Below are 23,826 nucleotides of genomic sequence, written 5' to 3'. Positions count from 1 at the left end.
AATGGCCTGGCCTCAGGCCAGCTTGCGCTCGCTGCGCGGTTGGTAATTGGCCATCACCCGCTCGATCACCTTGATCGCCTTGCCGGCGCCGTCCTCAGCCCGAAGCTGTTCGCCGATTTTTTCGGCGTTGCGGGCGTAGTCGGGATTGGAATCAAGTTGCGCGAGTGCGTCGGCCAGTGCCTCCGCCGTGAGCTTGCGGCGGCGTACGGGCTTTGGCCCGCAACCGAGTTCATGCACGCGGCCGCCCCAATAGGGCTGATCGACCATCTGAGGCACGATGAAGGTCGGGCGGCCCAGATGCAGGCCGGCGGCCGTCGTGCCGGCACCGCCGTGATGGACCACGGCCTTGACGTGCTTGAAGAGTTGGTCGTGGGGCGCGCGGTCGATCACGTAAACCCGCTCGCTCGGCAGTTCATCGGGCTTGATGCCGCCCCAGCCGCGACCGACGACCACCCGGCCGTCCCAGCGGTTGAGGGCTTCGCGCAGGATATCGGTGTTGCGATCCGCACCGAAGGGCATGGAGCCAAAGCCCACATAGATCGGCTGCGGTCCCTTCGCGAGAAAGGTCTTGAACTCTTCGCTCGGCTGCCAGCCCGTATTGTCGGGCAGCATCCAATATCCCGTGACGATCGATGTTTTCGGCCAGTCGCGTGGGCGCGGGGACACGATTTCGGAATAAGCGTTGAGGGTCCAGAGCGGAGTACCGTCGGTATCCTTGAAAAAGCCGCCATTTCGGCGCGGCCCCAAATTCATCAACTCGCGGCGCAGCTTGTTGCGCGGCAGATTGTAATAGATCTGCTGCACGGTCATCGTTGAATAGGTCAGCCGGTTGATGGTCTTGCCGAATGATGGACCGTAATAGATGCAGAGCGGGAATTCGCTTGTCGAATTGAGCGGCTGCAGGGCGGCGACAATGGCCGGAATATCGAGCGCTTCGGCGATATCTATCGAAAAGCTCGTGTTCATGTTGAGCACGATGCAGTCCGCGCCCTGCGCCATGTCCCAGGCCGAGCGCGCGGCGCGATCGACGATTTTCTGGCCCTGCCGCAGCAGGGACGGCGCATTGACCAGCAGGCTCTGGTTCATGGCGCGCTCGAACTGGCTTTGCTTGACGAAGTCCTGCATCGAGGGGCCAAGGCTCCAGAACTCGATGCCGTATCCGGTGATCATGGGTTCGAAATCGTCGGTCGCCCCAAGGACCACCGAATAGCCCTGAGCCTTCATCGCTCTTGCCAGGGCCACGTAAGGCTGAATGTCACCTTGCGTGCCAAGAGTGGCCATCGCAATGCGCTTTGTCATCTTCACCTCGATACCTTGCCGCGGCCCGCGCGCGCGATGGCGCGCCGGAAGGCAACGGGGTCATTTACTTTGTCGATACAGAGCATTATGACGACCCTTCGCGCGTTTCATTTACACAATCGGACAACGAGGGCAAGTCAGATGCAACCGCCCAGGACAGCCGCACTTCTTGGCGCTTCGGGATATACCGGAGCCGATTTGCTGCGACTGGGTGTACGGCATCCGGGCCTCAAATTCGTGGCGCTCACCGCCAATACGCATGCGGGAAAGCCCATGTCCTCGGTGTATCCTCATCTGGCGGGGGCGGGGCTTCCCGACCTTGTCGCCAATGAGGACGTCGATTTTTCCGGCGTCGACGTCGTTTTTGCCGGCCTTCCGCATGGAGCGAGCCAGAAACTGGTCGCCGACATTGCCGAACGCAATCCGTCGCTGCGCGTAATCGATATGGGAGCGGACTTCCGCTTCCGCAATGCCGCCGATTACGGTCCGGTCTATGGCGCCGACCACATCGCCCCCCATTTGCAGGAACAGGCGGCGTATGGACTGACCGAGCACAATCGCGATGCGATTCGCGATGCGCGGATCATCGCATGTCCCGGCTGCTATCCCACCGCGACGCTTCTGGCGCTGTTGCCGCTGGTCAAGCACGGAGCGATTTCGACCGACGACCTGATCATCGACGCCAAGTCCGGCGTTTCGGGGGCAGGGCGGGCGCCCAAGCAGAATACGCTGATGGCCGAAGCCGGCGAGAGCGTGACGCCCTATGGCGTGGGCGTGCATCGCCATGCGCCTGAAATCGAACAGGAAATCGGGCTAGTGGCCGGCAGGAAGGTCGCTGTCAACTTCACTCCGCACTTGATCCCGATGAGCCGGGGCGAGCTGGTGACGGCCCATGTGAAGCTCGACAAATGCAAGAACGCCGACGAAGTGCGCCAGGTATTGCGTGACGCCTACGCCGATGAGCAGTTCATCCGCATTGGCGAAAAGGGCGATATTCCGTCGACGGGCCATGTGCGCGGCTCGAACTATTGCGTCATCAACGTGTTCGACGACCGGATTCCCGGACGGGTGATCGTGATCGCGGCCATCGACAATCTCGTAAAGGGCAGCGCGGGGCAGGCGATCCAGAACTTCAACGTGGCCTTCGGTTTCCCCGAGGCAACCGCTATCGAGGCTCTGCCGCTGTTTCCCTAACAGCGTCAGGGCCGGTAAAGACCACGGCGAGCGGCCGGTCTTTTCAATACAGCGGACGCCCCGTTCACACTTTCGACACCTTGATCCCCAGATAATCTTTTGCCCGCGCGCGCTGCGTCGCCGGGAGCAATAGGGATAGCATGGCTGTCCCGCACGAGGATAAAATGACCGAAGAATTCCACCGCATCCGCCGCTTGCCGCCCTATGTGTTCGAGCACATCAACCCCATCAAGGCCAAGGCGCGAGCGGAAGGTGTCGATATCATCGACCTGGGCATGGGCAATCCGGACCTGCCGACCCCCCAGCACATCGTTGATAAACTTAAGGAAACCGTCAAGGACCCGCGCACGCACCGCTATTCGACATCGCGCGGAATTCCCGGACTGCGTAAGGCGCAGGCGTCCTATTACGGCCGGCGTTTCGGGGTGAAGCTGGACCCCAATACCCAGGTCGTGGCGACTTTGGGCTCCAAGGAAGGGTTTGCCAACATGGCGCAGGCGATCACCGCGCCCGGCGACGTGGTACTGGTGCCCAACCCGACCTATCCCATTCATTCCTTTGGCTTTATCATGAGCGGTGGCGTGGTTCGCTCCATGCCCGCCGATCCCAATGAGGATTTCATGCGCTCGCTGGATCGCGCGGTGCGCCATTCGATCCCCAAGCCGATTGCGCTGATTCTCAATTATCCTGCCAATCCAACAGCTTACGTCGCCTCGCTCGACTTCTACAAGGAGGTCGTCGACTATTGCCGTAGGAATGAGATCTTCATTCTCTCCGATCTTGCGTATTCCGAGATCTATTTCGACGACGAGCCGCCCCATTCGGTGCTCGAAATCCCCGGCGCGATGGATGTGACCGTGGAGTTTACCTCCATGTCCAAGACCTTCTCGATGCCCGGCTGGCGGATGGGATTTGCCGTGGGAAATGAACGGCTTATCGCTGCGCTGGCGCGCGTGAAGTCGTATCTCGACTATGGTGCGTTCACCCCGATTCAGGTGGCCGCCGCTGCGGCGCTCAATGGCGATGATTCCTGCATTGAAGAGGTGCGCAACATCTATAAGCACCGCCGCGACGTGATGGTGGAAAGCTTCGGGCGGGCAGGGTGGAACATCCCGGTTCCGGCCGCCACGATGTTTGCCTGGGCGCCGATCCCCGATCAGTTCGCGGAGCTGGGAAGCCTTGAATTTGCTAAGCTTTTGATCAAGGAAACCGGTGTCGCCGTGGCGCCCGGCGTGGGGTTCGGCGAATATGGCGACCAGTATGTGCGCCTCGCTTTCGTCGAAAACGAGCAGCGCATCCGCCAGGCCGCGCGGGCCATCAAGAAATTTCTCGGCGGCACCGCGAGCGGCGGCAATGTGGTGAAACTGTCCCAGGCGTGACTCATCAACATGGGCACCTGTTCATGGTATTGAACGGGTGCCGAGCCCTGCGTTGACGGTATTGAAGCCTTGGGGTTGACGTGTAGGCAAATTCCTATTCATGTGCGCGCGCAATTCATAGGCGCGCACATGAGTGACATCGAAAATTTCAAGTCTTCAATCGAAACCTTCATCTCGGAACGCGGGTGGACCCCGACGCGGTTCGGGCGCGAGATCGCGGGCGATCCGCTGTTCGTCTTCGACCTGCGCGACGGACGTGAGCCCCGCAGCGAAACGCGTCAGCGCATCGCGCGGGCGATGCAGACCTATGCGGGCGAAGAAGGCGGCGAGATGCGGCCGTTGCGGGTCGGCATCGCCGGCCTTGGAACGGTCGGGGCGGCGCTGATCCGAATCTTGACCGAGGACGGCGATGCCATCGCGCGCAAGCTGGGGCGGCGGATCGTCGTGTCGGCGGTTTCGGCGCGGTCCCGCTCGCGCGATCGGGGCGTGGATATTTCATCGTTCAAATGGTTCGACGACCCGGTTGCGCTGGCGCGGTCGGGGGATATCGACCTCTATGTGGAATTGATCGGCGGCGAGGATGGACCGGCGCTGGCTTCGGTGACCGCGGCGCTGGAGAATGGCTGCCCGGTGGTGACGGCCAACAAGGCGCTGCTGGCCCGACATGGCGTGGCGCTGGCGCGGGCGGCGGAAAATGCCCATGCGCAGCTCGGGTTCGAAGCGGCGGTGGCCGGCGGCATCCCGGTGATCAAGACGCTGCGCGAAGGGCTGGGCTCGGCGGCGATCACGCGCGTCTATGGCATCATGAACGGGACGTGCAACTACATCCTGACCCGGATGGGCAATGAGGGAATCTCGTTCGAGGAATGCCTCAAGGACGCCCAGGCGCTCGGCTACGCGGAGGCCGACCCGACCTTCGACATCGAGGGGTTCGACACGGCCCATAAGCTCGCCATTCTGGCAAGCCTTTGCTTTGAAACGGAAATCTCGGCCGATCAGGTGTTCGTGGAAGGCATTTCGCGGATCACCCAGGCCGACATAAAAGTAGCGGCCGATCTGGGATACAAGATCAAGCTGCTGGGCATGGCCCGCAAGATCGAAACGGGAATCGAACAACGCGTGCATCCGACGCTGGTGAGGAAATCGAGCGCGATCGCCGGGGTGGACGGCGTGCTCAACGCCGTGGCGCTGGAAACCAACCATGTTCAGGAATTGTTGCTGGCCGGGCCGGGCGCGGGTGGCGAAGCGACGGCGGCGTCGGTGCTCTCGGACATTCTCGACATCGCCCGCGGTACGCAGGTGCCCCCGCTCGGCGTGCCATCCTCGGAACTGGCGCCCTGCGAGCGCGCGCCGATGCGGGTTCATGAAGGCGGTTATTATATAAGGCTCAACGCAAGGGATGTGCCCGGTGCGCTGGCGGCGATCGCGACGCGCATGGGCGAGGGCAACATCTCGCTCGAAAGCGTTATCCAACGCCCCGATCTGCGGGCCAGCGAGCCGGGCGTCGAGGAGGAAACCTCGCGCACCGTTGTGCTGATTACCCATGAGACGATTGAAAGCGCCGTGCGCGAGGCGCTGACGCGGATCGCCAATGATGGGTTCATCGTCGGCCAGCCGCAGTTGATCAGGATCGAGGAGTTTTAGGGCCAATCGACATTCAGTCGAAAATGATACAAATCGCCTCGGTGGCTGTGGATGGGCGGCTGCTGGACCCCGGGAATAAATCCCGAGGTGACAGGGAGATGGGTGTGGGCAGGGTGTTGCCTAGAACCCAGATTGTCATTCGCTAGCCCGGGTCTTCTGAATGTCGATTTAGCCTAGAGCATTTCAGCGCTTCTTCGAATCGCTTCAATCGCTCTAAGTCTTTGTTTGTCGCGCTTCCGAACCGGAAAAGTGGTAGCCACTATTTCTGGAAGCGCTCCGTGATCGAGGAATTCTAGTGGTCCAAACCCCCGAGACTGCCGTCGACCGCAATCTGACGCTGGAGATCGCGCGGATTACCGAGCGCGCGGCGATCGCGGCGGCGGGATGGCGCGGCAAGGGCGATGAGATGGAAGCCGATCAGGCCGCCGTGACCGCCATGCATGCCGCGCTCAACGACACCGAGATCGCGGGTCGCGTCGTCATCGGCGAGGGCAGGGATGCTCCGCTGCTGGCGCTGGGCGAAGCTGTCGGCAAGGGGCGCGGGCCGGAGATCGACGTTGCAGTCGATCCGCTCGAAGGGGTGACGGGCTGCGCCAAGAACCTTGCGGATTCGCTCTCGGTGATGGCGTTTTCCGAGCGGGGCGGCCTGTTGCGCGTGCCCGACGTCTATATGGAAAAGATCGCCATCGGGGCGGGGTATCCGCGCGGCATCGTCGATCTAGACAAGACGCCGGCGGAAAACATCGCGGCGCTGGCCGAGGCCAAGGGCGTGGCGGTGACCGATATCGTCGCGTGCCTTCTCGACCGGCCACGACACGCCCGGCTGATCGCGCAATTGCGCGAACTGGGGGTGGCGGTCAAGCTGCTGCCCGATGGCGACATCGCCGCCGTGATCCACGCCGCCAACAGCGACGACACGGGCATCGATATCTATCTCGGCTCTGGCGGTGCGCCCGAGGGCGTGCTGGCGGCGGCGGCGATCCGCTGCATGGGCGGGCAGATGCAGGGGCGGCTGATCCTCGATACGCCCGACAAGAAGGTGGCGGCGCGCGAATTGGGGATCGAGGACCCGGACGCCCGGCTCAGAGCCGAGGACATGGTGCGCGGCGACGTGCTGTTCGCCGCGACGGGGGTGACCGATGGAAGCCTGCTGCGCGGGGTGAAGCTGATGCCGCGCCGGGTGGTGACGTCGAGCGTCGTCATGCGCTCATGGTCGCATTCGGTCCGGTGGATTACGGCCGAGCATCGGCGGGACGTGTAGGCTGGAGCGCTTTCAGCAAAAGTGGGTACCACTTTTGCGGTTCGGAAGCGCGACAAAACAAAGACTTAGAGGAATTAAGCGATTCGAAGAAACGCTGACATGCTAAGTCGGGCGCGACACCACATCGGCGAGCGGCAGCGGGTAGCGCTGGCGCGGGGGCAGGCGGTGCACGCCGACGCCCAGGACGACGAGCAACAGGCACGCCAGAAACGGAATCAGGAACAGCGTGACCGGATCGACCGGGTTGGAATAGACCAGCAGCGGAACCGCCGCCGCCGGCGGATGGGTTACGCGCAAAACGAGCATGGCCAGCATGGTGAAGCTGACGCCCAGCGTTGCGAGCCACCACGAGTCCGGCATGATCGAGGCCAGGAGCGCGAAGATCGTTCCGATCAGATAGCCAGCGAAGATGTTGATCGGCTGCGCGCCGGGTGAGGCGGGCTGCCCGAAGATCAGCATCGCCGTCGGCCCGAGCGGGGCCAGCAGCAGCGGCAGGCCGGTCGTTACCGACAGCCAGCCGATAAGGGTGACGGCAAGGCCGGTGGCGAGGGCCGAACGAAAATGAACGCGCCAATCCTTACGGGGTTCGTGGCGGGCGACATAGAGGGCAAGAAGGGAACGCATAGACCAGTATTGAAGGGGGATGGCCGAGCTTTTTAAGCGATTCGGACAAGGGGGAAGTTGGGGCGGGAGGGGAGCCGCGGGCCATAGGTCTCAGGGAGTGTGAAGGCTGTCAAGGCTGTGGGGGTGTTTTGCTCAAGCTGTAGCGCTGTGGGTGGTGGCGGACACACTTCTGCCGAGCTGCGGGAAGCCTTGCGGGTCTCCGGGTCGAGCCCGAAGACGACGAGGGGGAGGGAGTGTGGGGAATGGAGGGGTTGGGGCGTTCGGATGGGCACGCTGGATTGGTGGGTGATGGGATGCGGTAGTTCTTCCGGCTCTGCTTTCCTTTCCCGCTCTCATCCCTCCTCTCGTCATTGTCGGGCTTGACCCGACAATCCAGAAGGCTGCTCCGAGGGGTGCTAGGGCCACATTTTCGTTGAGGGCGTGGGAACGCTGCGTGGGTCCTCGGGGCAAGCCCGAGGACGACGAAGGGAAGGGAGAGGGGAGAGCGAGCGTGGGGCGGACGCCCGGCGCTTACGCCTCGGGTCTCACTCCACGCCGAGCACCTGTCTTGCGCGGTCTTCGGCGGTGTCGCCGGCGGAGGTGATTTCGGCTTGGGATTGGCCCAGGGCGCGGGCGGCTTCTTCGGCGGCGTTGCGGACGTTGGCGACGACTTCGAGCTTTTGGGCCTCGGTCATGTTGTCGTCGCGCAATTGGGCGGCGTTGTCGACGAGGGAGTCGATCTGGACCTCGATGGCGTCGGTCGCCGAGGTGACGCCCTGGCTCAATGCGTCCATGGCGTCATCGCCCATTTGCATGAGGTTGTCGCCGGCCTGCTGGGTGTCCTCCATGATGGTTTCGAAGGTCTGCTGGGCGTCCTGCTCGATCTCCTCGCGCCGCTGCTGCAATTCCTCGGGCGACATGACCTCTTCGGTGGTGTCGGGGTTTTCCTCTACCGGTTCGGAGAAGGATTCGGGATTGCCGGCGTCGGGGTTGGGGACATCGGGCGCGCCGGCGCGTTCCTCGCAGGCGGCAAGGGCGATGGCCGAAATCAGGGCGAAAGGCAAAACGAACTTGGTCTTCATTGTCGGTCCCTCGAAAAATCTATCAGGCAAATCGGTGCCTCATGCAAAACGACGATCGGACGCCGATGTTCCCGCGCGGCATAACGCCGAATGGCGTGTAAATCGGCGTGGCCGGGCTATCGATATCGGCCATCCAGCGTCTATAGATAGGTCATGACGCTTACGACCCAAGCCTTTCTCAACGTTGAAAGATCGGTCTCCGGGCGGCGATGGCTCGACCGGCTCGATCCTGTCGCCGGCCGCATGGCGGGCGCGATCGGCCAGCAGACGGGACTATCGGAGATTCTGGCCCGCATCGTGGCGGGGCGCGGGGTGGCGGTGGAAGACGCCGAAAGCTTCATAGCGCCCACCATCCGCGCGCTGATGCCCGACCCCTCGACGCTGGCCGATATGGATGCGCTGGCAGGAAGGCTGGCGGACGCCATCGAAACGCGGGAAACCATCGGGCTGTTCGGCGACTATGACGTGGACGGCGCATGCTCGGTGGCGCTGATGGTGCGCTATCTGCGCCATTTCGGGCTCAACCCGCCCACCCATATTCCGGACCGCATTTTCGAGGGATATGGGCCCAACAATGCGGCGATGGACGGGCTGATCGAGCAGGGTGTCTCGCTGGTGATGACGCTGGACTGCGGAACGGCAAGCCACGGGCCCATCGCCCATGCCAGGGCGCGCGGGGCGGATGTGCTGATCGTCGATCACCATCTGGCGCCCGACGAGCTGCCCGACGCGACGGCGCTGGTCAATCCCAACCGGCGCGACGACATTTCAGGGCTGGGATATCTGTGCGCCACGGGCGTCGCCTTCATGGTGCTGGTGGCGACCAACAGGATTTTACGCGAACGCGGGCAGTCGGGGCTTCCCGATCTGATGGGCTGGCTGGACCTCGTGGCGCTGGCGACGGTGTGCGACGTGGTGCCGCTCAAGGGGCTCAACCGGGCGTTCGTGGTGCGCGGCATCGAGGTGATGCGGGCCGGGGGCAATGTGGGGCTTTCAAGCCTGGCGATCGCCGCGCGCGTTTCGGGACCGGTCAATGCCTATCATCTGGGCTTCCTGCTCGGGCCCCGGATCAACGCCGGCGGGCGGATCGGGGATGCGGGGCTGGGGGCGCGGCTTCTGGCGGGCGATGATGAATATGAAGCGCTGACGATTGCACAGAGGCTCGATGAGCTGAACGCCGAGCGGCAGCGGATCGAGGTGGCGGCGGTCGAGCAGGCTGTGGCAGCGGCTGAGTACGAGATCGGCGAGGGGCCGGGGCCGGCGGTGCTGGTGACCGCATCGTCGGAATGGCACCAGGGGATTGTGGGGCTGGTGGCGGCGCGGCTCAAGGAACGGTTCAACCGGCCGGCCTTCGCCATCGCATTGGCCCCCGATGGGGGCGGCACGGGTTCCGGGCGCTCGGTGCCGCGGGTGGATTTGGGCGCTGCGGTGGTCGATGCCGTGCGTGGTGGGATCATCGTCAAGGGCGGGGGCCACGCCATGGCGGCGGGGGTGACGCTGAGCGCGGGGCAGTTGGGGCCGTTCAGGACCTATCTCAACGACGTGCTGGCCGACGACGTGGCGGCGGCCAAGGCGGGCGATGGGCTGAAGATCGACGCGGCGCTGACGGCGCGCGGGGCCAATACCGACTTCGTCCATGAGGTCGAGCGGGCCGGGCCGTTCGGATCGGGCAATCCCACGCCGGTCTTTGCCTTTCCCGCTCACCAGATACGGTTTGCCGACGTGGTGGGGGCGGGCGGGCATGTGCGGTGCACGGTGAGCTCGGGGGACGGCGCCAATCTCAAGGCTATAGCGTTCCGCGCGGCGGGAAGCCCGCTGGGCGAGGCGCTGCTCAAGGCGCGGGACGGGCAGAAGCTGCACGTGGCCGGCACGCTCAATATCGACCACTGGCAGGGGCGCGAGAGCGTGCAGCTCAGGATTATCGACGCGGCGGCGGTGGGGTAGGAGCGGCGGGCTTTTTCGGTGTCGGCGGCCCCTCCGCTCCCTAAGGGGCGGAGGGGATAAAATCGAGCGATTTAGAAATGGAAGTTGAGGCCGACGCGGGTGGTGTGAGCGTTGGCGTCCACGGTGTCGCCGCCGAGATCGTACTCGCCGAAGCCGACATAGAGATATTCGGCCTTGAGCGACATGTTGTTGGCGGCCATGGCCTCGATGCCCAGACCGGCGGCGAGGCCCCAGCCATATTCGGATTCCGAGACGGTCTGGCCGTCCGAGTTCTCGAATTGATAGCCGATGTCGCCGAAGGCGACGCCGCCGGTGGCGTAGGGCATGATGCCGCCGATATCGATACCGGCGCGGCCGCGCACGGTGCCGTAGTGATTGAGGCCGGCATTGTAGTTGTCGCTGACGGGGCGGGGTTCCTCGAACTTGACGTCCGAGAGCTGGTAATCGCCCTCGACGCCGATGACCAGGCCGCCGAGATCGGCGTTGTAACCGGCCTGCAGCCCGCCGAGGAAACCACCGATATCGGTGTCGCCGTCTCTGTCGGAATATTCGCCCCGGCCATAGCCGAGATTGCCGCCGGCATAGAACCCGCCAAAGCCTGAGCCGGTCGCCATGCCGTATGGGCCGTAGGATGAGTTGGTGCCCAGCGGATCGGCGGCGCTGGCCTGGCCGACGAGAATGGCCGACAGCGCGGCTGCGGCGATCATGGTTTTATGCATTTCGGAACTCCAAATACGCGTTGCCCCCTTGGACCGCCCTTTTCGCTCCAAACAGTTGCTGGATGATTGATATGCCGATCAACAGGGCGTGATAATCGCGCGGCGGGAAATGCAATGGGTGCGTAGCAGTAACTTGACTGCCGAAATCATAAAATATAGCTAGGGTCATCGCCAATCCTGTGAGCTTCGTGCCGGAGACAGGGCCCTGTGACCGCCATTGCCGAAGAAGCACAAGCCGCGCGCCGGCCCGGAGTGGCTGCAACCAATGCGCGCCGCTTTGGCGGGCTTCTGGCCATGATCGCGGTGCTCGTGCTGGTGGTGTTGCTCTCGATCGCCGTGGGGTCACGCGACATTGCGCTGCCCACCGTGATCGATGCCCTGTTTGCCTATGACGACAGCAACGATCACGCCATCATCCAGTCGTTGCGCCTGCCGCGCACCGTTCTGGGGCTGCTGGTGGGGGCGGCGCTGGGGATTGCCGGGGCGCTGATCCAGGCGCTGACGCGCAATCCGCTGGCCGATCCGGGAATTCTGGGCGTCAACGCGGGCGCGAGCTTTTTCGTCCTGATCGCGGTGGGCTATCTGGGGTACACCTCGCTCGACGCCTATATCTGGTTCGCTTTTCTCGGGGCCATCGTCACGACGGTCGTGGTTTATCTGGTTGGCTCGGCGGGTCGCGGTGGGGCGACGCCGATCTCGCTGACGCTCGCTGGTGTCGCCATCGGGGCGATTCTCGGGGGTGTCTCGACGGCGCTGACGCTGCTCAATCCGAGCGCGTTCGACCGGATGCGCCATTGGGGCGCCGGGGCGCTGAGCGGGGGCAATTACGATGCAGTGGTCACCGTGGCGCCTTTCGTGATCGTCGGTCTTGTGCTGGCGGGCGCGGTGGCGCGGCCGCTCAATGCGGTGGCGCTGGGGGACGATCTGGCCAAGGCGCTGGGCGCCAACATTTTTCGCGTGCGGGTGGTGGTGGTGGTCGCAGTAACGCTGCTTGCCGGCGGCGCGACGGCGGCGGCCGGGCCCATTGGATTCGTGGGGCTTATGGTGCCGCACGTCGCGCGTTGGATCGTGGGGCCGGACCAACGCTGGATATTTGCCTATACCGTGGTGCTCGCGCCCGTGCTGCTGCTGGTTTCCGACATCGTGGGGCGCATCATCATGCGGCCGGGGGAAATTCAGGTGGCGATCGTCACCGCATTCGTGGGCGCGCCGGTGCTGATCCTTCTGGCGCGGCGACGCAAGGTGAGCGGACTATGAGCGCCATCGATTTCGGACGCCCCACCCGGGTCCTGCGCCTGCTCGACGGCCGGCTGACGATCAGGCTCGATACGCGCGTGCTGTTCCTCGTTTCGATCATGACGGTCCTTGCGATTCTCGTGACGCTGATCGTGCTGTCGAGCGGGGAATATCCGGTGCCCGTGCCCGACGTGTTCTCTGCCCTGATGGGACAGGCCGAAGGGCGCATCCATATGGTGGTGGTCGAATGGCGGCTGCCGCGCGCGCTGCTGGCCCTGCTGCTGGGCGCGGCGCTGGGGATGAGCGGGGCGATCTTCCAGTCGCTGACCCGCAATCCGCTGGGCAGCCCCGATATCATCGGGTTCAATTCGGGCGCCTATACCGGCGCGTTGATCGTCATCATCGGGTTTTCGGGCAATTACTACCAGATCGCCGGCGGGGCGCTGCTGGGGGGCGTGGTGACCGCGCTGGCCGTTTACCTGCTGGCCTGGCGGCGCGGCGTCGAAGGCTTCCGGCTGATCATCGTGGGGATCGGGATGAGCGCCATGCTCTCCTCGCTCAACACCTGGCTGATGCTGCGTGCCGATCTCGAAGTCGCCATGGCGGCGGCTGTGTGGGGCGCCGGCTCGCTCAACGGGCTGGGGCTGGACAAATTGTGGCCCACGCTGCTGGTGCTGGGCATCTTCATACCCGCCGCGTTCATTCTCGGCCGGCCGATGAAACAGCTCGAAATGGGGGACGACGCGGCGCGCGCGCTCGGCGTCCTGGTCGAGCCGGTGCGGCTCTCGCTATTGCTTTTGGGCGTGGCATTGACGGCGACGGCCACGGCGGTAGCCGGGCCGATCGCCTTTGTCGCGCTGGCCGCGCCGCAAATCGCGCGCCGGGTGACCGGAGCGGCGGGGGTCGCCATGCTGCCCTCGGCGGCGATGGGGGCGCTGCTGCTGGCGGTGGCCGACCTTCTGGCCCAACGCATGTTCGCGCCCACCCAACTGCCGGTCGGTGTGGTCACCGTCTCGATCGGGGGGATCTATTTTGTCTGGCTGCTGGTGCGGGAAGCCCGGCGGCAATGACCGGGGAAGCCACGATGAACCAGCATTTCGACCCCGCCGAACTCGTCGGCACGGCCCGGCTTTCGGCGCAGAAGGCGACGATTGGCTACGACCAGCGGGTGATTTCGCAGGACCTTTCGGTCGAAATCCCCGACAAGGGGTTCACGGTGATCGTGGGCGCCAATGCCTGCGGAAAATCGACGCTGCTGCGGGCTCTCTCACGGCTGATCCGTCCATCGGCGGGCGAAGTGATGCTGGATGGCAAGGCGATTTCGCAATATCCCGCCAAGGAGGTGGCGCGCCGGCTCGGCCTGCTGCCGCAGACCTCGATAGCGCCCGAGGGCATCACTGTGGCCGATCTGGTGGCGCGCGGGCGCTATCCGCACCAGAAATTCATCCGCCAATGGTCCGTCGAGGACGAAAAGGCGGTGATGGACGCTATGGAAGCGACCAAGATCACTCCGCTGTCGCACCGACTGGTGGATGAGCTTTCCGGCGGGCAACGCCAGCGGGTTTGGGTGGCGATGGTGCTGGCCCAACAAACCCCCATGCTGCTGCTCGATGAGCCGACGACCTATCTCGACATCGCCCACCAGATCGAGCTGCTCGAATTGCTGCGCGTGCTCAACCAGCGCGAGGGGCATACGGTGGTGGCGGTGCTGCACGACCTCAACCACGCCTGCCGCTACGCGACCCATATCATCGCCATGCGGGACGGACAGATTCTCGCCGAAGGCGCGCCAGCCGAGATCATCACGGCGGAACTGGTCGAAGAGGTGTTCGGGCTGCCCTGCATCATCATCGACGATCCGCTGGCCAAGACGCCGATGGTCATTCCGCGCGGCTCGATTCCGCATACGGCGCCCGACAAACCCTGAAGCGCTTCCAGCAAAAGTGGATACCACTATTGCGGTTCGGAAGCGGGACAAAACAAAAACTTAGAGCAAATGCTCTAAAAACGAGAGGATCGCTCCATGAGCAGGATTTTCGCCGGTGCCCTTGTGGCAACCGCCTTGGCTTCGACGCCGGTCTGGGCGCAGGACGCCTATCCGGTGACGGTGGAGCACGCGTTCGGCGAAACGGTGATCGAGGAGTTTCCCGAGCGCATCGTGACGCTGAGCTGGATGAGCCAGGAAGCGATCATCGCGCTGGGCGAAAGCCCGGTCGCCATCCAGTATCAGGCCTGGGGCGGCGACGAAAACGGTTATCTGCCCTGGATCAAGGACGCTTATGCCGAGCGCGGCGAGGAGTTGCCGCCCACCATCGACACCACCGATGGGGTGCCCTTCGAGGAGCTGCTGACCTATGAGCCGGACCTGATTTTCGTGCCCTATAGCGGGTACAGCCAGGAAGAATACCAGAGGCTTTCAGCGATTGCGCCCACCATCCCGTTCAAGGAAATTCCCTGGAGCGGGGGCTGGCAGGAGGTGATCGAGATCGCCGGTAACGTGCTGGGGCGTCAGGACGAGGCGCAGGAATTGGTCGCCGATACGCAGAACATGCTCGAAAGCTATGTCGAGCAGTATCCGGTGATCGAAGGCAAGACTTTCGCTTTTGGCGGGGGTATGGGCGTCGATGGAGCGGGAATGGGTGTTTACCTGCCGCACGATCCGCGCGTGCACCTGCTGTCCGATCTTGGACTGGTGCCGGCCGAGGCGCTTCATGAGCTGCCGGCTGACAGCTATACCAGCAAGATCAGCTACGAAAATCTCGATACGATCGACGCCGACGTGTTTATCGCCTGGTACAACGACCAGGAGACTGTGGACACGCTGATGGCCAACCCGCTGTTCGCGCGCTGGCAGCCCATCGCCGAGGGCCACTTCGTTCCGCTCACCGATCTGTCCTACGCGATGGCGCTTTCGGCGCCTTCCGCTCTTTCGCTGCCGTGGGCGATGGACCGCTTCGTGCCCCGGCTCGCTGAAACGCTCGAAGAGGGTGATGCACGATGAATCGATTGATGAGGACTCCCGCTTTCGTGCTTGTGGCGCTTGCGTTTTCCGCTGGTGCCGCGCTCGCGCAGGAGTGGACGTTCACCGACGATGTCGGCAATGAGATTGCCCTCGATTCGCAGCCCGAACGGGTTGTCGCGTTTTCCGCCTCGGCAGCGGGGCTGATGCAGTTCGGCATCCGTCCGGTGGCGATTTTCACCGACGAAAGCGCGTCGGAAAAAAGCTACGCCGAGTTCGACCTTGAGGGGATCGAGGTGATCCGCACGGCGTACAATGAATTGCAGCCCGAGAGTCTTTTGGCCTTCGAGCCGGATCTGATCGTTACTGAATTTTTCCCCACCACGGGCGATTACAGCGGCGGCGACCAGATGACGCCCGAGGGGCAGTTCGGGGGCGTGGCGCCTATCGTGGGGATCGAGCAGGGCGATTCCGTGCTCTCGATCATCGAAAGCTATGGCCAATTGGCCGAGGCGCTGGGTGCCGATCTGGATGCCCCCGAGATCGCCCAACAGCGCGAGGCGTTCGAGGTCGCACGCGAGGCGTTCACGACGGCGGCGGAGGCAAAGCCCGATCTTGTCGCGATGGCCGCTTACGCCAGCGCCGACGGCTTTTATGTCGCGAGGCCGGGATCGGCGGCGGAGTTGCAGGATTTCCAGCGCTGGGGGCTCGATATCGTCATGCCCGACGTGCCGGAGGGCGAATATTGGCACCAGTTGAGCTGGGAAAACGCCGACACCTATCCCGCCGATATCCTGCTGCTGGACGACCGGTTCGACGGTGGCTCGCGCATCGCCATCGACAGCCAGCCGCCGGCGCGGCTGATCCCGGCGGTTGGCGCCGACCAGACGGGCGATTGGCCGGCATGGTGGATCAGGACCTACAGCGCCTATGCGGGCGAACTGGAAAAGATCACCGCGCTGATCGAGCGATCGGAAGACGTGACGGAATGAAAGAGGGCGGCCAGAGCCGCCCTTTTCGGTTCAGCGCTCGACGGCCTGCGCCAGGGCGAGGAACATGAGGTTCCAGCCATGCTCGCTGGTGTCCTCGGGGTTGGCCGGCGGATTGGCCAATTCCTCGGCGATGCCGACACCCGATTGGGTGAAGACCATCACCGTTTCGTCGCCCTCCTGGGAGAGCTCGACGGTGATGGTGTCGAAATCGGGTGAAAACTGCATCATGCCGAAGGTGAAGACGATGCGATGGGGAGGATCGAGTTCGAGATACTCGCCCTCGCCGGTGTAGGAAATGCCCTCACGCACATCCGTCATCGTCCATTTGCCACCCACATGGGCGTGAATTCGGGTCTCGTTGGACTCGCTGGTTGGCGAGGTGAACAGCCATTGCCTGGTGACGCTGGGGTCGAGCCACGCCTCGTAAACGCGTTCGATGGGCGCCTTGAAGCGGCGGGTCATCCGCAGGAAGCGGTCGGGGAGATCGCTCATGGCGTTCACGCGAGGTTGAGCTGCCAGGTGACGCCGAAGCGGTCGCCGACCCAACCGAAGCGGGTGGAAAAGCCGTAATCGGCGAGTTCCATATAAACCTGGCCGCCCTCGCTCAGTTCGGCGAACAGCTTTTCGAGCTCGGCTTCGTCGGCACATTCGATCCAGAACGAAATCGAGGGCGTGAACGTGAAGGCGTGGTGGACATGACTGTCCGAAACCATCACCTTTTGGCCGGCGAGACTGACCAGGCCTTGGCTGATCGTGCCCTCGGGGCCTGGCCCTTCGGGGCCGTATCTGTTGATGAACACCACCTCGGAATTGGGCAGGAGGCTCATGTAGAGGTCCAGCGCTTCCTGGGCCTTGCCTTCGAACATCAGGAACGGGGTAACGGATTTGGCCATGGTCAGTCTCCCTTGGGTTGGGTCTGGAAAAGCGCGTCCAGCGCGTCGAATTTTTCGGTCCAATAGGTCTGGTAGAAGCTTAGCCAATCGGTGGCGGCCGCCAGCGGAGCGGGCTCGAGCGTGCAGATATGGGTGCGGCCTTCGATCCGGCGGCGCACCAGGCCGGCCTGTTCGAGAACGCGCACATGTTTCGACGCGGCGGGAAAGCTCATCTCGAAGGGCGCGGCGAGCTGGGACAGGCTTTGCTCGTTCCGCGACAGGCTGCGCAGCATGGCGCGTCGCGTCGGATCGGACAGCGCGCGGAATATGGTATCGAGTTGGGCGTCGGGAAAAGAAACCATAAGGTTTAGTATCACTGCGTCGGGATGATGTCAAACCACATGGTTTAGCTATTTCCGCACTGTCAGCAGCCGGTCCATGATAGCGAAAAACACCGGATAAGGCAGCATGGCGACGAGCTTGAGCAGGTAAACCATGCGGCGCGGGAAGGCGATTTCGAACTTTCGGGTGTCGAGCAGGCCATTGACGATCCGCTTGCCGGACTCTTCGGCTTCCATCAGGAAGGGCATGGGGAAATCATTGCTGGCGGTGAAATCGGTTTTGATGAAGCCGGGGCAGACGAGCCGGACGGCGATGTTGTCGGGCTTGAGTTCGGTGCGCATGGTTTCGGCCAAGGCGATCATCCCGGCCTTGCCCGAGGAATAGGCCGCCGAACGCGGCAGGCCGAGATAGCCGGCGACCGATGCGATCAAGGCGATTTCGCCCGAACCCTGCCTGCGCATCTGGCTGACGACGGGATCGATGACGCGCATGGCGCCGAGCAGGTTGGTGTCGATGATCCTCGCATAGCTCTCGTAGTCATAGCTGCCGGTTTTGGTCGTCTTGGAGGCGGCGACCGAAAAGACCATGAGGTCGATGCTTCCCAAATCGGCGGCAATCCGGGCGACGGTGGTGCGGGTGGCGTCGAGATCGGTGACGTCGAGTGGGTAGGGATGCGCGCCGTGGCTGGCCGCAAGGGCGTCGAGCTTTTCTTCGCGCCGGCCTGAAATGGCGACGGTCCAGCCGCGACCCGAGAGCTGCTTGACGATTTCCGCCCCGATCCCCGAGCCGCCGCCGAGCACCCACGCCACCTTTGCCATATTGCCTCGCTGTTGGTTTGCGCTTGGTGCCCGTCGCAACCGGTTGGCCGGAAACGCGTTGGACCTCGCGACAGTTCGCACAAGCGAGGAGTTACGCAATGCTGGAATTTTCGCAAGAGCGGGGCAATGTGGCTGTGGTGACGGCGAGTGGGCAGGTCACCGGCGAGGACGTCGACCGGATCGTCGCGGCGGCGGAAACCATGCTGGCCGAATATCAGGAAATCGGCGTGATGGCCGACATGACCGGGCTGGAAAGCATGACGGCGGAAGCCATCGCCAAGGACTTCGCCTCCCAGTTCAAATTTCTTGGCGACTGGAAGCGGTTTCCCAAGATAGCCATGATCACCGAACCGGGCTGGTTCGAGGGTTTGGCCAAGACCGTGGGCGCCATCCTGCCGCAGATCGAGGTGCGGACCTTTGCGCCGGCCCAGCGCGAGGAGGCGATGGCATTCGCATCCAGCGTTCGGGCCGAGCGGGTGGAAGGCTAGCGAGCCGGGTTCATTTCCGAGGCCCGGCGTTATCGGGGCAAAGATCGATGGGGTGCCAGAAGGGGCGCCGGGCTTCCCGCGCCGCGATGACGCAATTGGTGCCCATATCCTTGAGTGTATGGGCGTCGAGGTGGGCGAGATGGCGGCGATCGCGGAGGCGGCGGTGCCAGAGCCCGATTTGATTTATGAGGTGAACTAAGGAAAAGTGCGGGTGCATGGTTGTGCCTCCTTCGATGGAGGCCCAGAATAAATCGGGCTATCGTGGCGCCACAAATGCCTAGTTTTTACAACTTGGATTAGTTTAGCTCATGGGAAAAACCGATCGGATGCCGCCGCTTTCGGCGCTGCGTGCTTTCGAAGCGGCGGGGCGACGGCTGTCGTTTACGGCGGCGGCCGAGGATCTGTTCGTCACCCAGGCCGCCATCAGCCATCAGATCCGGGCGCTGGAAGAGTTTCTGGGGTTGGAACTGTTTATCCGGCACAATCGGCGGCTGACACTGACCGACGCGGGGCGGCGGTATTTCGGGGAGATCGAGACGGCGTTCGAAACGGTGCGGCGGGCCACGCGAAGCGCGATGGAGAGCTCGGGTGGGCACATTTTAAGGATTTCGGCGCTGTCGTCCTTCACCACCAAATGGCTCATTCCGCGCCTCCATCGATTTCAGGCGCGCCATCCCGATATCAGCCCGATGATCGGCACGACGCAACGGGCCGTGGACCTGCATCGCGAAGGCGTCGATGTTGCGATAAGGGCGGGGGGCGGCGTTTATGAGGGGCTTGTTTCCACCAAGCTCATGGACGATGTGGCATTTCCGGTGTGCGCGCCGAGCCTGCTTGAGGGACCTCGGCCGCTGGCCACGCCGCGCGATCTTGCAGGGCAGACGTTGATCCATGATTCATCGGTCGTTTCGTCCAACGACGGACCGGATTGGGCGGCGTGGTTCAAGGCGGCGGGGCTGGACCCGTCATCTGCGGCGCGCGGCCCGGCCTATAACGACACCGGGTTGACGGTGCAGGCGGCGATCGCCGGGCAGGGGATCGCCCTGGCGCGGCGCGTGCTGGTGTCCGACGATCTGGCGCGCGGGCATATCGTCCGGCCTTTCGGCCCGGATCTGCCGACGCAGGCGAGTTGGTTCTTCGTTACGACGCCGGAGGCAGGGGAGCGCCCGGCGGTGCGGGCGCTGCTGGAGTGGTTGATGGAGGAGATTGCGGCGGCGGGGCTTTGAGGTGAGCGGTTGGGGCACACTTCTGCTGAGGTGCGTGGAAGCCTTGCGGGTCTCCGGGTCAAGCCCGAAGACGACGAGGGAGAGAGAGGCGTTTCTCAGAGTCGCAAGGATTCGAGAACGCGCGCATGGACCCTCGGGCAAGCCCGAGGGTGACGAGGGAATGGCGTGCGATCCTAGCGCGAGAGTGCGTCGAGGACGCGGACCCAGGAGCGGATGCCGCGGTGGTAGCTTTTGAGGTTGTATTTTTCGTTGGGCGAATGGATGCGGTCGTCGGCGTGGGCGTAGCCGATCAACAGCGAATCCATGCCCAGCTTGCGCTTGAAATCGCCCACGATGGGGATCGAGCCGCCTGAACCGGCGACGGCGGCCTCGCGGCCCCATTCGGCGGTCAACGCCTCGAGCGCCTTTTGCAGCATCGGGCCGTCGGAGGGCACGACCGATGCGGGGCTGCCGCCGTGCTCGTGGAAGGTCACGGTGCAATCGGTGGGCACGCGGGCACGGACATGGGCGCGGAAGGCGTCGCGGATCTTTTTGGGGTCCTGATTGCCCACGAGGCGGAAGGAGATTTTGGCCCAGGCCTTGGCGGGGATGACGGTCTTGAAGCCCTCGCCGGTATAGCCACCCCACATGCCGTTGATCTCGCAGGTGGGACGCGAGGTGATCTGTTCGAGGACCGAGCGGTTTTGTTCGCCGGCCGGTTCGGAAAGACCGACGGCACCGAGATAGCCCTTGTCGTCGAAAGGCAGGCGCTTCCACTGTTCGGCGACCGCTTCGGGGAGTTCGGGAACGTCGTCGTAGAACCCCTCGACGGCCACGGACCCGTCGGGGTTTCGCAGGGAGGCGATGATTTCGGCAAGCACCTGATTGGGATTGCGTGCCGCGTTGCCGTACATGCCCGAGTGAAGATCGCGGCTGGCGGCCTGAATTTCGACCTGATCGGCCACGAGGCCACGCAGCATGGTGATGATCGAGGGGGTGTCCTCGTCCCACATGTCGGTGTCGGAAACGAGCGCGATATCGGCCTTGAGCTCTTCGGCGTTGGCCGTGAGGAAGGCGTCGAGGGAAGGAGAGCCGGACTCTTCCTCGCCTTCGAAGAGGATCGTGACGCCGAGGGGCAGCGCGCCGCGCACGGCCTTGTAGGCGCGGCAGGCTTCGACGAACGTCATGAGCTGGCCCTTGTCGTCCGAAGCGCCGCGCGCGCGGATCACCTTGTTGCCGTTCTCTTCCCCGATGCTGGGTTCGAACGGGTCGTTTTCCCAAAGCTCGATGGGATCGACCGGCTGGACGTCATAATGGCCGTAGAACAACACGTTCGGGCCTTCGGCGCGTTGGTGACCCACGACCATGGGATGGCCGGTGGTGGGGCGCACGGAGGCGTCGAAATCGAGGGCGTTCAGTTCGTTGGCCAGCCAATCGGCGGCCTTGTTGACTTCGCCGGTGAAGGCCGGATCGGTGGAAATCGATTTGATCCGCAACAGCGTGAACAACCGCTCGAGGCTTTGGTCGAGATTGGCATCGACGTGGGAAAGCACGGCATCGAGCGAGGCGTTGGCGTCAGTCATGGCGGGAGGGTCCGTCTCTGGATTTCAAAGGTGACCGGAGATTAGCAGGGGGACCGCCGAGGTAAAGAAATTTTGGTGCCAGGGCTGCTGGGCATTCGGTGTTCTTGGCGGGCGCTGCACTGGATTCCGGGAATAAATCCCGGAATGACAGGCTCAGGTTCAGGGCACGTTGTCGCCCCAACCACTTCCTTGGCACCCCGGGATTTTATTCCCGGGGTCCAGCAACAGCATTTCCGCAATCGACAGTTTTAGAGATCGAACATCTGGCGCGCTGCGGCTTCGGCCTGCTCGCCGACCTGCTGGATCATTTCGTCGGAAAGACCCTGCTGACGCGCGGCGTCCTCGGCGGTGGTGCGGGCGTCTTCGACGGCCTGCTGCTTCTGCTCGTCGGTCATCGAATCGACCTGGGTCTGCAGGGCTTCCTGCGCTTCGGGCGTCAGCATCTGCATGGCCTGGTTGGCCATCGCGTCGGCGCTGGGTGCCGCGGGGGCTTCGGTGGCCGCTTCTTCGGCCGCTGCGTCGGCTGCCTCGTCGACGACGTCTTCAGCAGGCTCTTCGGCAGCAGCGGGCTCTTCGGCTGCGGGTGCGGCCGGAGCAGGGGTTTCAACGGGGGCCGGTTCGGCCGGCGCGGTCTCGGCGGCGGGCGCTTCCACGGCCGTGGGTTCGGTGGTTTCGGCGTTGGCGGTATCGCCGCCGTCGTTGCTGCAGCCGGCGAGTGCGATCAGCGATGCAATGGCGAAAGGCGCGAAGTACGTTTTCATTGTCCAAAATCCTCAATCTGATCACAGGCGCGTGATCGATAATCCAATTTGAGCAAGAGTAGGGCGAACTTGTGGCACTGGCCATAAATGTGGAAATTGCCCTGTGGGCGCGCGCTTGAAAGGGCAGGGCAACGCTGCCGCCTGCCTGGAAAAATGGCGAAAAACGGATTGATCGGCCATGCAACGGCGAATCTGGTTCCTCAGGACCTATCAATCGTAAGTATCGTCATCGGGGCCGGGTTCATCATAGTGCGGATCGCGCCAACGATCCTTGTTCCGGGCCGGACTATTGTCCATGAGGCTGTCGTCGGGGTCCTCATCGGCCACGGCGGCGCCGGTTTGTCCCGGCTCGGTCCGCTGGGTTGCCGTTCCGTCGCGCGCCACATCGATGATGGTTTCGCTATGTTCGGGCTTTTCCTCGGGCCTGGGGCGATCGCTCGGTCCCTTGATGATCTTTTCCTTCATCGCGGTTCTCCTTTACAGGGAAACGCGTTGGCGGTTCTTCCGGTCCCGGCAGCGCCATGGGTTAACTCCGGACGCAGTTCCAGACCGCGCGCGACGAGGGATCGAATAGCGATATAAGGGAAAATGGCGCGCCCTACGGGACTCGAACCCGTGTTACCGCCGTGAGAGGGCGGCGTCCTGACCGCTAGACGAAGGGCGCTAGCTTGAGTGACCTGTTGGCGTCCGAACCGAAAGGCAATTTTCAGGGACGCTTGAGGACCGTTTGTCGCCGGCATTGATAACGGCAAGCGCTACCGATGGCAACGGGAAATTGGCCAGCTTCCTGTTGGGGAAGAATGGCGCGCCCTACGGGACTCGAACCCGTGTTTCCGCCGTGAAAGGGCGGCGTCCTAGACCGCTAGACGAAGGGCGCGGAGGGCTGTTTCGGAGAACCGTTCCAGCCGGTGAGCGGGTGTATAGGGGGGGCATTGCGAATGCGCAATACCCAAAATGGAATTTCTTTTGATTTCAACACCCGTTGAAGGTGACCGGGCCGCGATAGCCGCGCGGACGGTCGCGAACGTCGACATGCACGAAGTTCTGACCGGGGTAGCAACCCAGCCCGCCGACCAGCCCGTTGTTGCGGGCATAGGCGATGATGCGCGATTTCTCGACGCCGGGAATGTAGAAATCGGCCGCCATGCATTTGGTGTGCATCGAGGATTCGGCGCCGCCGACCGAGGCATTGTGCCAGGGCGTGCGATAGCCCGAATTCATCACGACCTTCTTGCCGAAATGGCCTTCGATATCCCAGATCAGCAAGCGCAGCTTGGGCGAAAGGCAGAAGGCGTTGACGTTGGAATGTGAGACGTAAGTGCCCCAGTCGCTGCGCAAGCCATTGTAGCCGGCTCCGCTGCCGGAGGCGAACATGGCCATAGGGGCGCACGCACCGAGCAGGCACACCATGACGATCAGACTGGAGATAGTACGCATTAAAACAA

At 63.5% G+C, this 23,826-nt stretch carries 25 protein-coding genes and 2 tRNA genes; 12 read left to right on the top strand and 15 right to left on the bottom strand.

From position 1 onward, the window contains the following. Nucleotides 1–12: 12 nt before the first annotated feature. On the bottom strand, nucleotides 13–1,299 hold the full coding sequence (locus V4T21_RS06940; protein ID WP_332714790.1) for a glycosyltransferase: 1,287 nt from the start codon (nucleotides 1,297–1,299) through the stop codon (nucleotides 13–15). A 141-nt stretch (nucleotides 1,300–1,440) separates the two neighbouring features. Between V4T21_RS06940 and argC the strand changes: the two genes are divergently transcribed. From argC to glpX, 4 genes are all read left to right on the top strand, one after another. After that, a complete protein-coding gene (argC, locus tag V4T21_RS06935; RefSeq protein ID WP_332714788.1) occupies nucleotides 1,441–2,493 on the top strand; it encodes an N-acetyl-gamma-glutamyl-phosphate reductase in 1,053 nt (350 codons plus the stop codon). A gap of 164 nt (nucleotides 2,494–2,657) precedes the next feature. Further along, nucleotides 2,658–3,872, top strand: coding sequence for an LL-diaminopimelate aminotransferase (locus V4T21_RS06930; protein WP_332714786.1), 1,215 nt, complete (start codon nucleotides 2,658–2,660; stop codon nucleotides 3,870–3,872). 330 nt (nucleotides 3,873–4,202) lie between these two features. Then, on the top strand, nucleotides 4,203–5,516 hold the full coding sequence (locus tag V4T21_RS06925; protein ID WP_332715066.1) for a homoserine dehydrogenase: 1,314 nt from the start codon (nucleotides 4,203–4,205) through the stop codon (nucleotides 5,514–5,516). A gap of 289 nt (nucleotides 5,517–5,805) precedes the next feature. After that, complete coding sequence (glpX, locus tag V4T21_RS06920; RefSeq protein WP_440589638.1) at nucleotides 5,806–6,777, top strand: class II fructose-bisphosphatase; 972 nt, start codon at nucleotides 5,806–5,808, stop codon at nucleotides 6,775–6,777. Between the two features lie 102 nt (nucleotides 6,778–6,879). Here glpX and V4T21_RS06915 read toward each other — a convergent pair whose 3' ends face one another. Both V4T21_RS06915 and V4T21_RS06910 read right to left on the bottom strand, forming a co-directional pair. Beyond that, complete coding sequence (locus V4T21_RS06915) at nucleotides 6,880–7,401, bottom strand: HPP family protein (RefSeq protein ID WP_332714782.1); 522 nt, start codon at nucleotides 7,399–7,401, stop codon at nucleotides 6,880–6,882. Nucleotides 7,402–7,925: 524 nt separating this feature from the next. Further along, entirely contained in the window at nucleotides 7,926–8,462 is a 537-nt protein-coding gene (locus V4T21_RS06910; protein WP_332714780.1) for a hypothetical protein, read from the bottom strand. 153 nt (nucleotides 8,463–8,615) lie between these two features. Between V4T21_RS06910 and recJ the strand changes: the two genes are divergently transcribed. Next, nucleotides 8,616–10,406, top strand: coding sequence for a single-stranded-DNA-specific exonuclease RecJ (recJ, locus tag V4T21_RS06905; RefSeq protein WP_332714778.1), 1,791 nt, complete (start codon nucleotides 8,616–8,618; stop codon nucleotides 10,404–10,406). 71 nt (nucleotides 10,407–10,477) lie between these two features. Here recJ and V4T21_RS06900 read toward each other — a convergent pair whose 3' ends face one another. After that, the gene (locus tag V4T21_RS06900) at nucleotides 10,478–11,125 is read right to left on the bottom strand and encodes an outer membrane protein (RefSeq protein WP_332714776.1); all 648 of its coding nucleotides are present in this window, start codon (nucleotides 11,123–11,125) and stop codon (nucleotides 10,478–10,480) included. A gap of 207 nt (nucleotides 11,126–11,332) precedes the next feature. Between V4T21_RS06900 and V4T21_RS06895 the strand changes: the two genes are divergently transcribed. From V4T21_RS06895 to V4T21_RS06875, 5 genes are all read left to right on the top strand, one after another. Further along, nucleotides 11,333–12,382, top strand: a complete 1,050-nt coding sequence (locus V4T21_RS06895) for an iron chelate uptake ABC transporter family permease subunit (protein ID WP_332714774.1) — start codon at nucleotides 11,333–11,335, stop codon at nucleotides 12,380–12,382. Continuing rightward, nucleotides 12,379–13,431: an iron-enterobactin ABC transporter permease gene (fepG, locus tag V4T21_RS06890; RefSeq protein ID WP_332714772.1), complete on the top strand. Its 1,053-nt coding sequence runs from the start codon at nucleotides 12,379–12,381 to the stop codon at nucleotides 13,429–13,431. The genes V4T21_RS06895 and fepG overlap by 4 nt, the downstream gene beginning before the upstream one ends. Beyond that, nucleotides 13,428–14,288, top strand: a complete 861-nt coding sequence (locus V4T21_RS06885) for an ABC transporter ATP-binding protein (RefSeq protein ID WP_332714770.1) — start codon at nucleotides 13,428–13,430, stop codon at nucleotides 14,286–14,288. Before fepG ends, V4T21_RS06885 begins: the two co-directional genes overlap by 4 nt. A 96-nt stretch (nucleotides 14,289–14,384) precedes the next feature. Further along, nucleotides 14,385–15,362 carry an iron-siderophore ABC transporter substrate-binding protein gene (locus tag V4T21_RS06880; protein WP_332714768.1) on the top strand — a complete coding sequence of 326 codons (978 nt, stop codon included), beginning with the start codon at nucleotides 14,385–14,387 and terminating at the stop codon, nucleotides 15,360–15,362. A gap of 8 nt (nucleotides 15,363–15,370) precedes the next feature. Further along, a complete protein-coding gene (locus V4T21_RS06875) occupies nucleotides 15,371–16,312 on the top strand; it encodes an ABC transporter substrate-binding protein (protein WP_332714766.1) in 942 nt (313 codons plus the stop codon). A 30-nt stretch (nucleotides 16,313–16,342) separates the two neighbouring features. Here the strand turns inward: V4T21_RS06875 and V4T21_RS06870 are convergent, their stop codons facing one another. The 4 genes from V4T21_RS06870 to V4T21_RS06855 are packed head-to-tail and all read right to left on the bottom strand — an operon-like array spanning nucleotide 16,343 to nucleotide 18,344. Continuing rightward, nucleotides 16,343–16,804: an SRPBCC family protein gene (locus V4T21_RS06870; protein ID WP_332714764.1), complete on the bottom strand. Its 462-nt coding sequence runs from the start codon at nucleotides 16,802–16,804 to the stop codon at nucleotides 16,343–16,345. A gap of 5 nt (nucleotides 16,805–16,809) precedes the next feature. Further along, entirely contained in the window at nucleotides 16,810–17,205 is a 396-nt protein-coding gene (locus V4T21_RS06865; protein WP_332714762.1) for a VOC family protein, read from the bottom strand. A 2-nt stretch (nucleotides 17,206–17,207) separates the two neighbouring features. Continuing rightward, on the bottom strand, nucleotides 17,208–17,546 hold the full coding sequence (locus V4T21_RS06860) for an ArsR/SmtB family transcription factor (protein ID WP_332714760.1): 339 nt from the start codon (nucleotides 17,544–17,546) through the stop codon (nucleotides 17,208–17,210). 48 nt (nucleotides 17,547–17,594) lie between these two features. Then, complete coding sequence (locus V4T21_RS06855) at nucleotides 17,595–18,344, bottom strand: SDR family NAD(P)-dependent oxidoreductase (protein ID WP_332714757.1); 750 nt, start codon at nucleotides 18,342–18,344, stop codon at nucleotides 17,595–17,597. 98 nt (nucleotides 18,345–18,442) lie between these two features. Here V4T21_RS06855 and V4T21_RS06850 point away from each other — a divergent pair, with 98 nt between their 5' ends. Then, nucleotides 18,443–18,832, top strand: coding sequence for a SpoIIAA family protein (locus tag V4T21_RS06850; protein WP_332714755.1), 390 nt, complete (start codon nucleotides 18,443–18,445; stop codon nucleotides 18,830–18,832). 10 nt (nucleotides 18,833–18,842) lie between these two features. Here V4T21_RS06850 and V4T21_RS19175 read toward each other — a convergent pair whose 3' ends face one another. Then, entirely contained in the window at nucleotides 18,843–19,049 is a 207-nt protein-coding gene (locus V4T21_RS19175; protein WP_440589635.1) for a YjiS-like domain-containing protein, read from the bottom strand. A 91-nt stretch (nucleotides 19,050–19,140) separates the two neighbouring features. Here V4T21_RS19175 and V4T21_RS06845 point away from each other — a divergent pair, with 91 nt between their 5' ends. Continuing rightward, nucleotides 19,141–20,058, top strand: coding sequence for a transcriptional regulator GcvA (locus V4T21_RS06845; protein WP_332714753.1), 918 nt, complete (start codon nucleotides 19,141–19,143; stop codon nucleotides 20,056–20,058). A gap of 173 nt (nucleotides 20,059–20,231) precedes the next feature. On the opposite strand, the gene V4T21_RS06840 is transcribed toward V4T21_RS06845, so the two are convergent. From V4T21_RS06840 to V4T21_RS06815, 6 genes are all read right to left on the bottom strand, one after another. Continuing rightward, entirely contained in the window at nucleotides 20,232–21,620 is a 1,389-nt protein-coding gene (locus tag V4T21_RS06840; protein ID WP_332714751.1) for a dipeptidase, read from the bottom strand. 248 nt (nucleotides 21,621–21,868) lie between these two features. Continuing rightward, complete coding sequence (locus V4T21_RS06835; protein ID WP_332714749.1) at nucleotides 21,869–22,381, bottom strand: hypothetical protein; 513 nt, start codon at nucleotides 22,379–22,381, stop codon at nucleotides 21,869–21,871. 210 nt (nucleotides 22,382–22,591) lie between these two features. Continuing rightward, nucleotides 22,592–22,846, bottom strand: coding sequence for a hypothetical protein (locus V4T21_RS06830; RefSeq protein ID WP_332714747.1), 255 nt, complete (start codon nucleotides 22,844–22,846; stop codon nucleotides 22,592–22,594). A gap of 124 nt (nucleotides 22,847–22,970) precedes the next feature. Further along, nucleotides 22,971–23,045: transfer RNA gene (locus V4T21_RS06825), tRNA-Glu, on the bottom strand. A 137-nt stretch (nucleotides 23,046–23,182) separates the two neighbouring features. Beyond that, a tRNA-Glu gene (locus tag V4T21_RS06820) sits at nucleotides 23,183–23,258 on the bottom strand. A 95-nt stretch (nucleotides 23,259–23,353) separates the two neighbouring features. Further along, nucleotides 23,354–23,818 (bottom strand): YcbK family protein, encoded by a 465-nt coding sequence (locus V4T21_RS06815; protein ID WP_332714745.1) that lies wholly within the window; start codon nucleotides 23,816–23,818, stop codon nucleotides 23,354–23,356. Nucleotides 23,819–23,826 lie beyond the last annotated feature (8 nt).

The sequence above is a fragment of the Pelagibacterium mangrovi genome, assembly GCF_036662815.1.
GTDB lineage: Bacteria > Pseudomonadota > Alphaproteobacteria > Rhizobiales > Devosiaceae > Pelagibacterium > Pelagibacterium mangrovi.
This window is presented reverse-complemented; position numbering and strand designations above follow the sequence as displayed.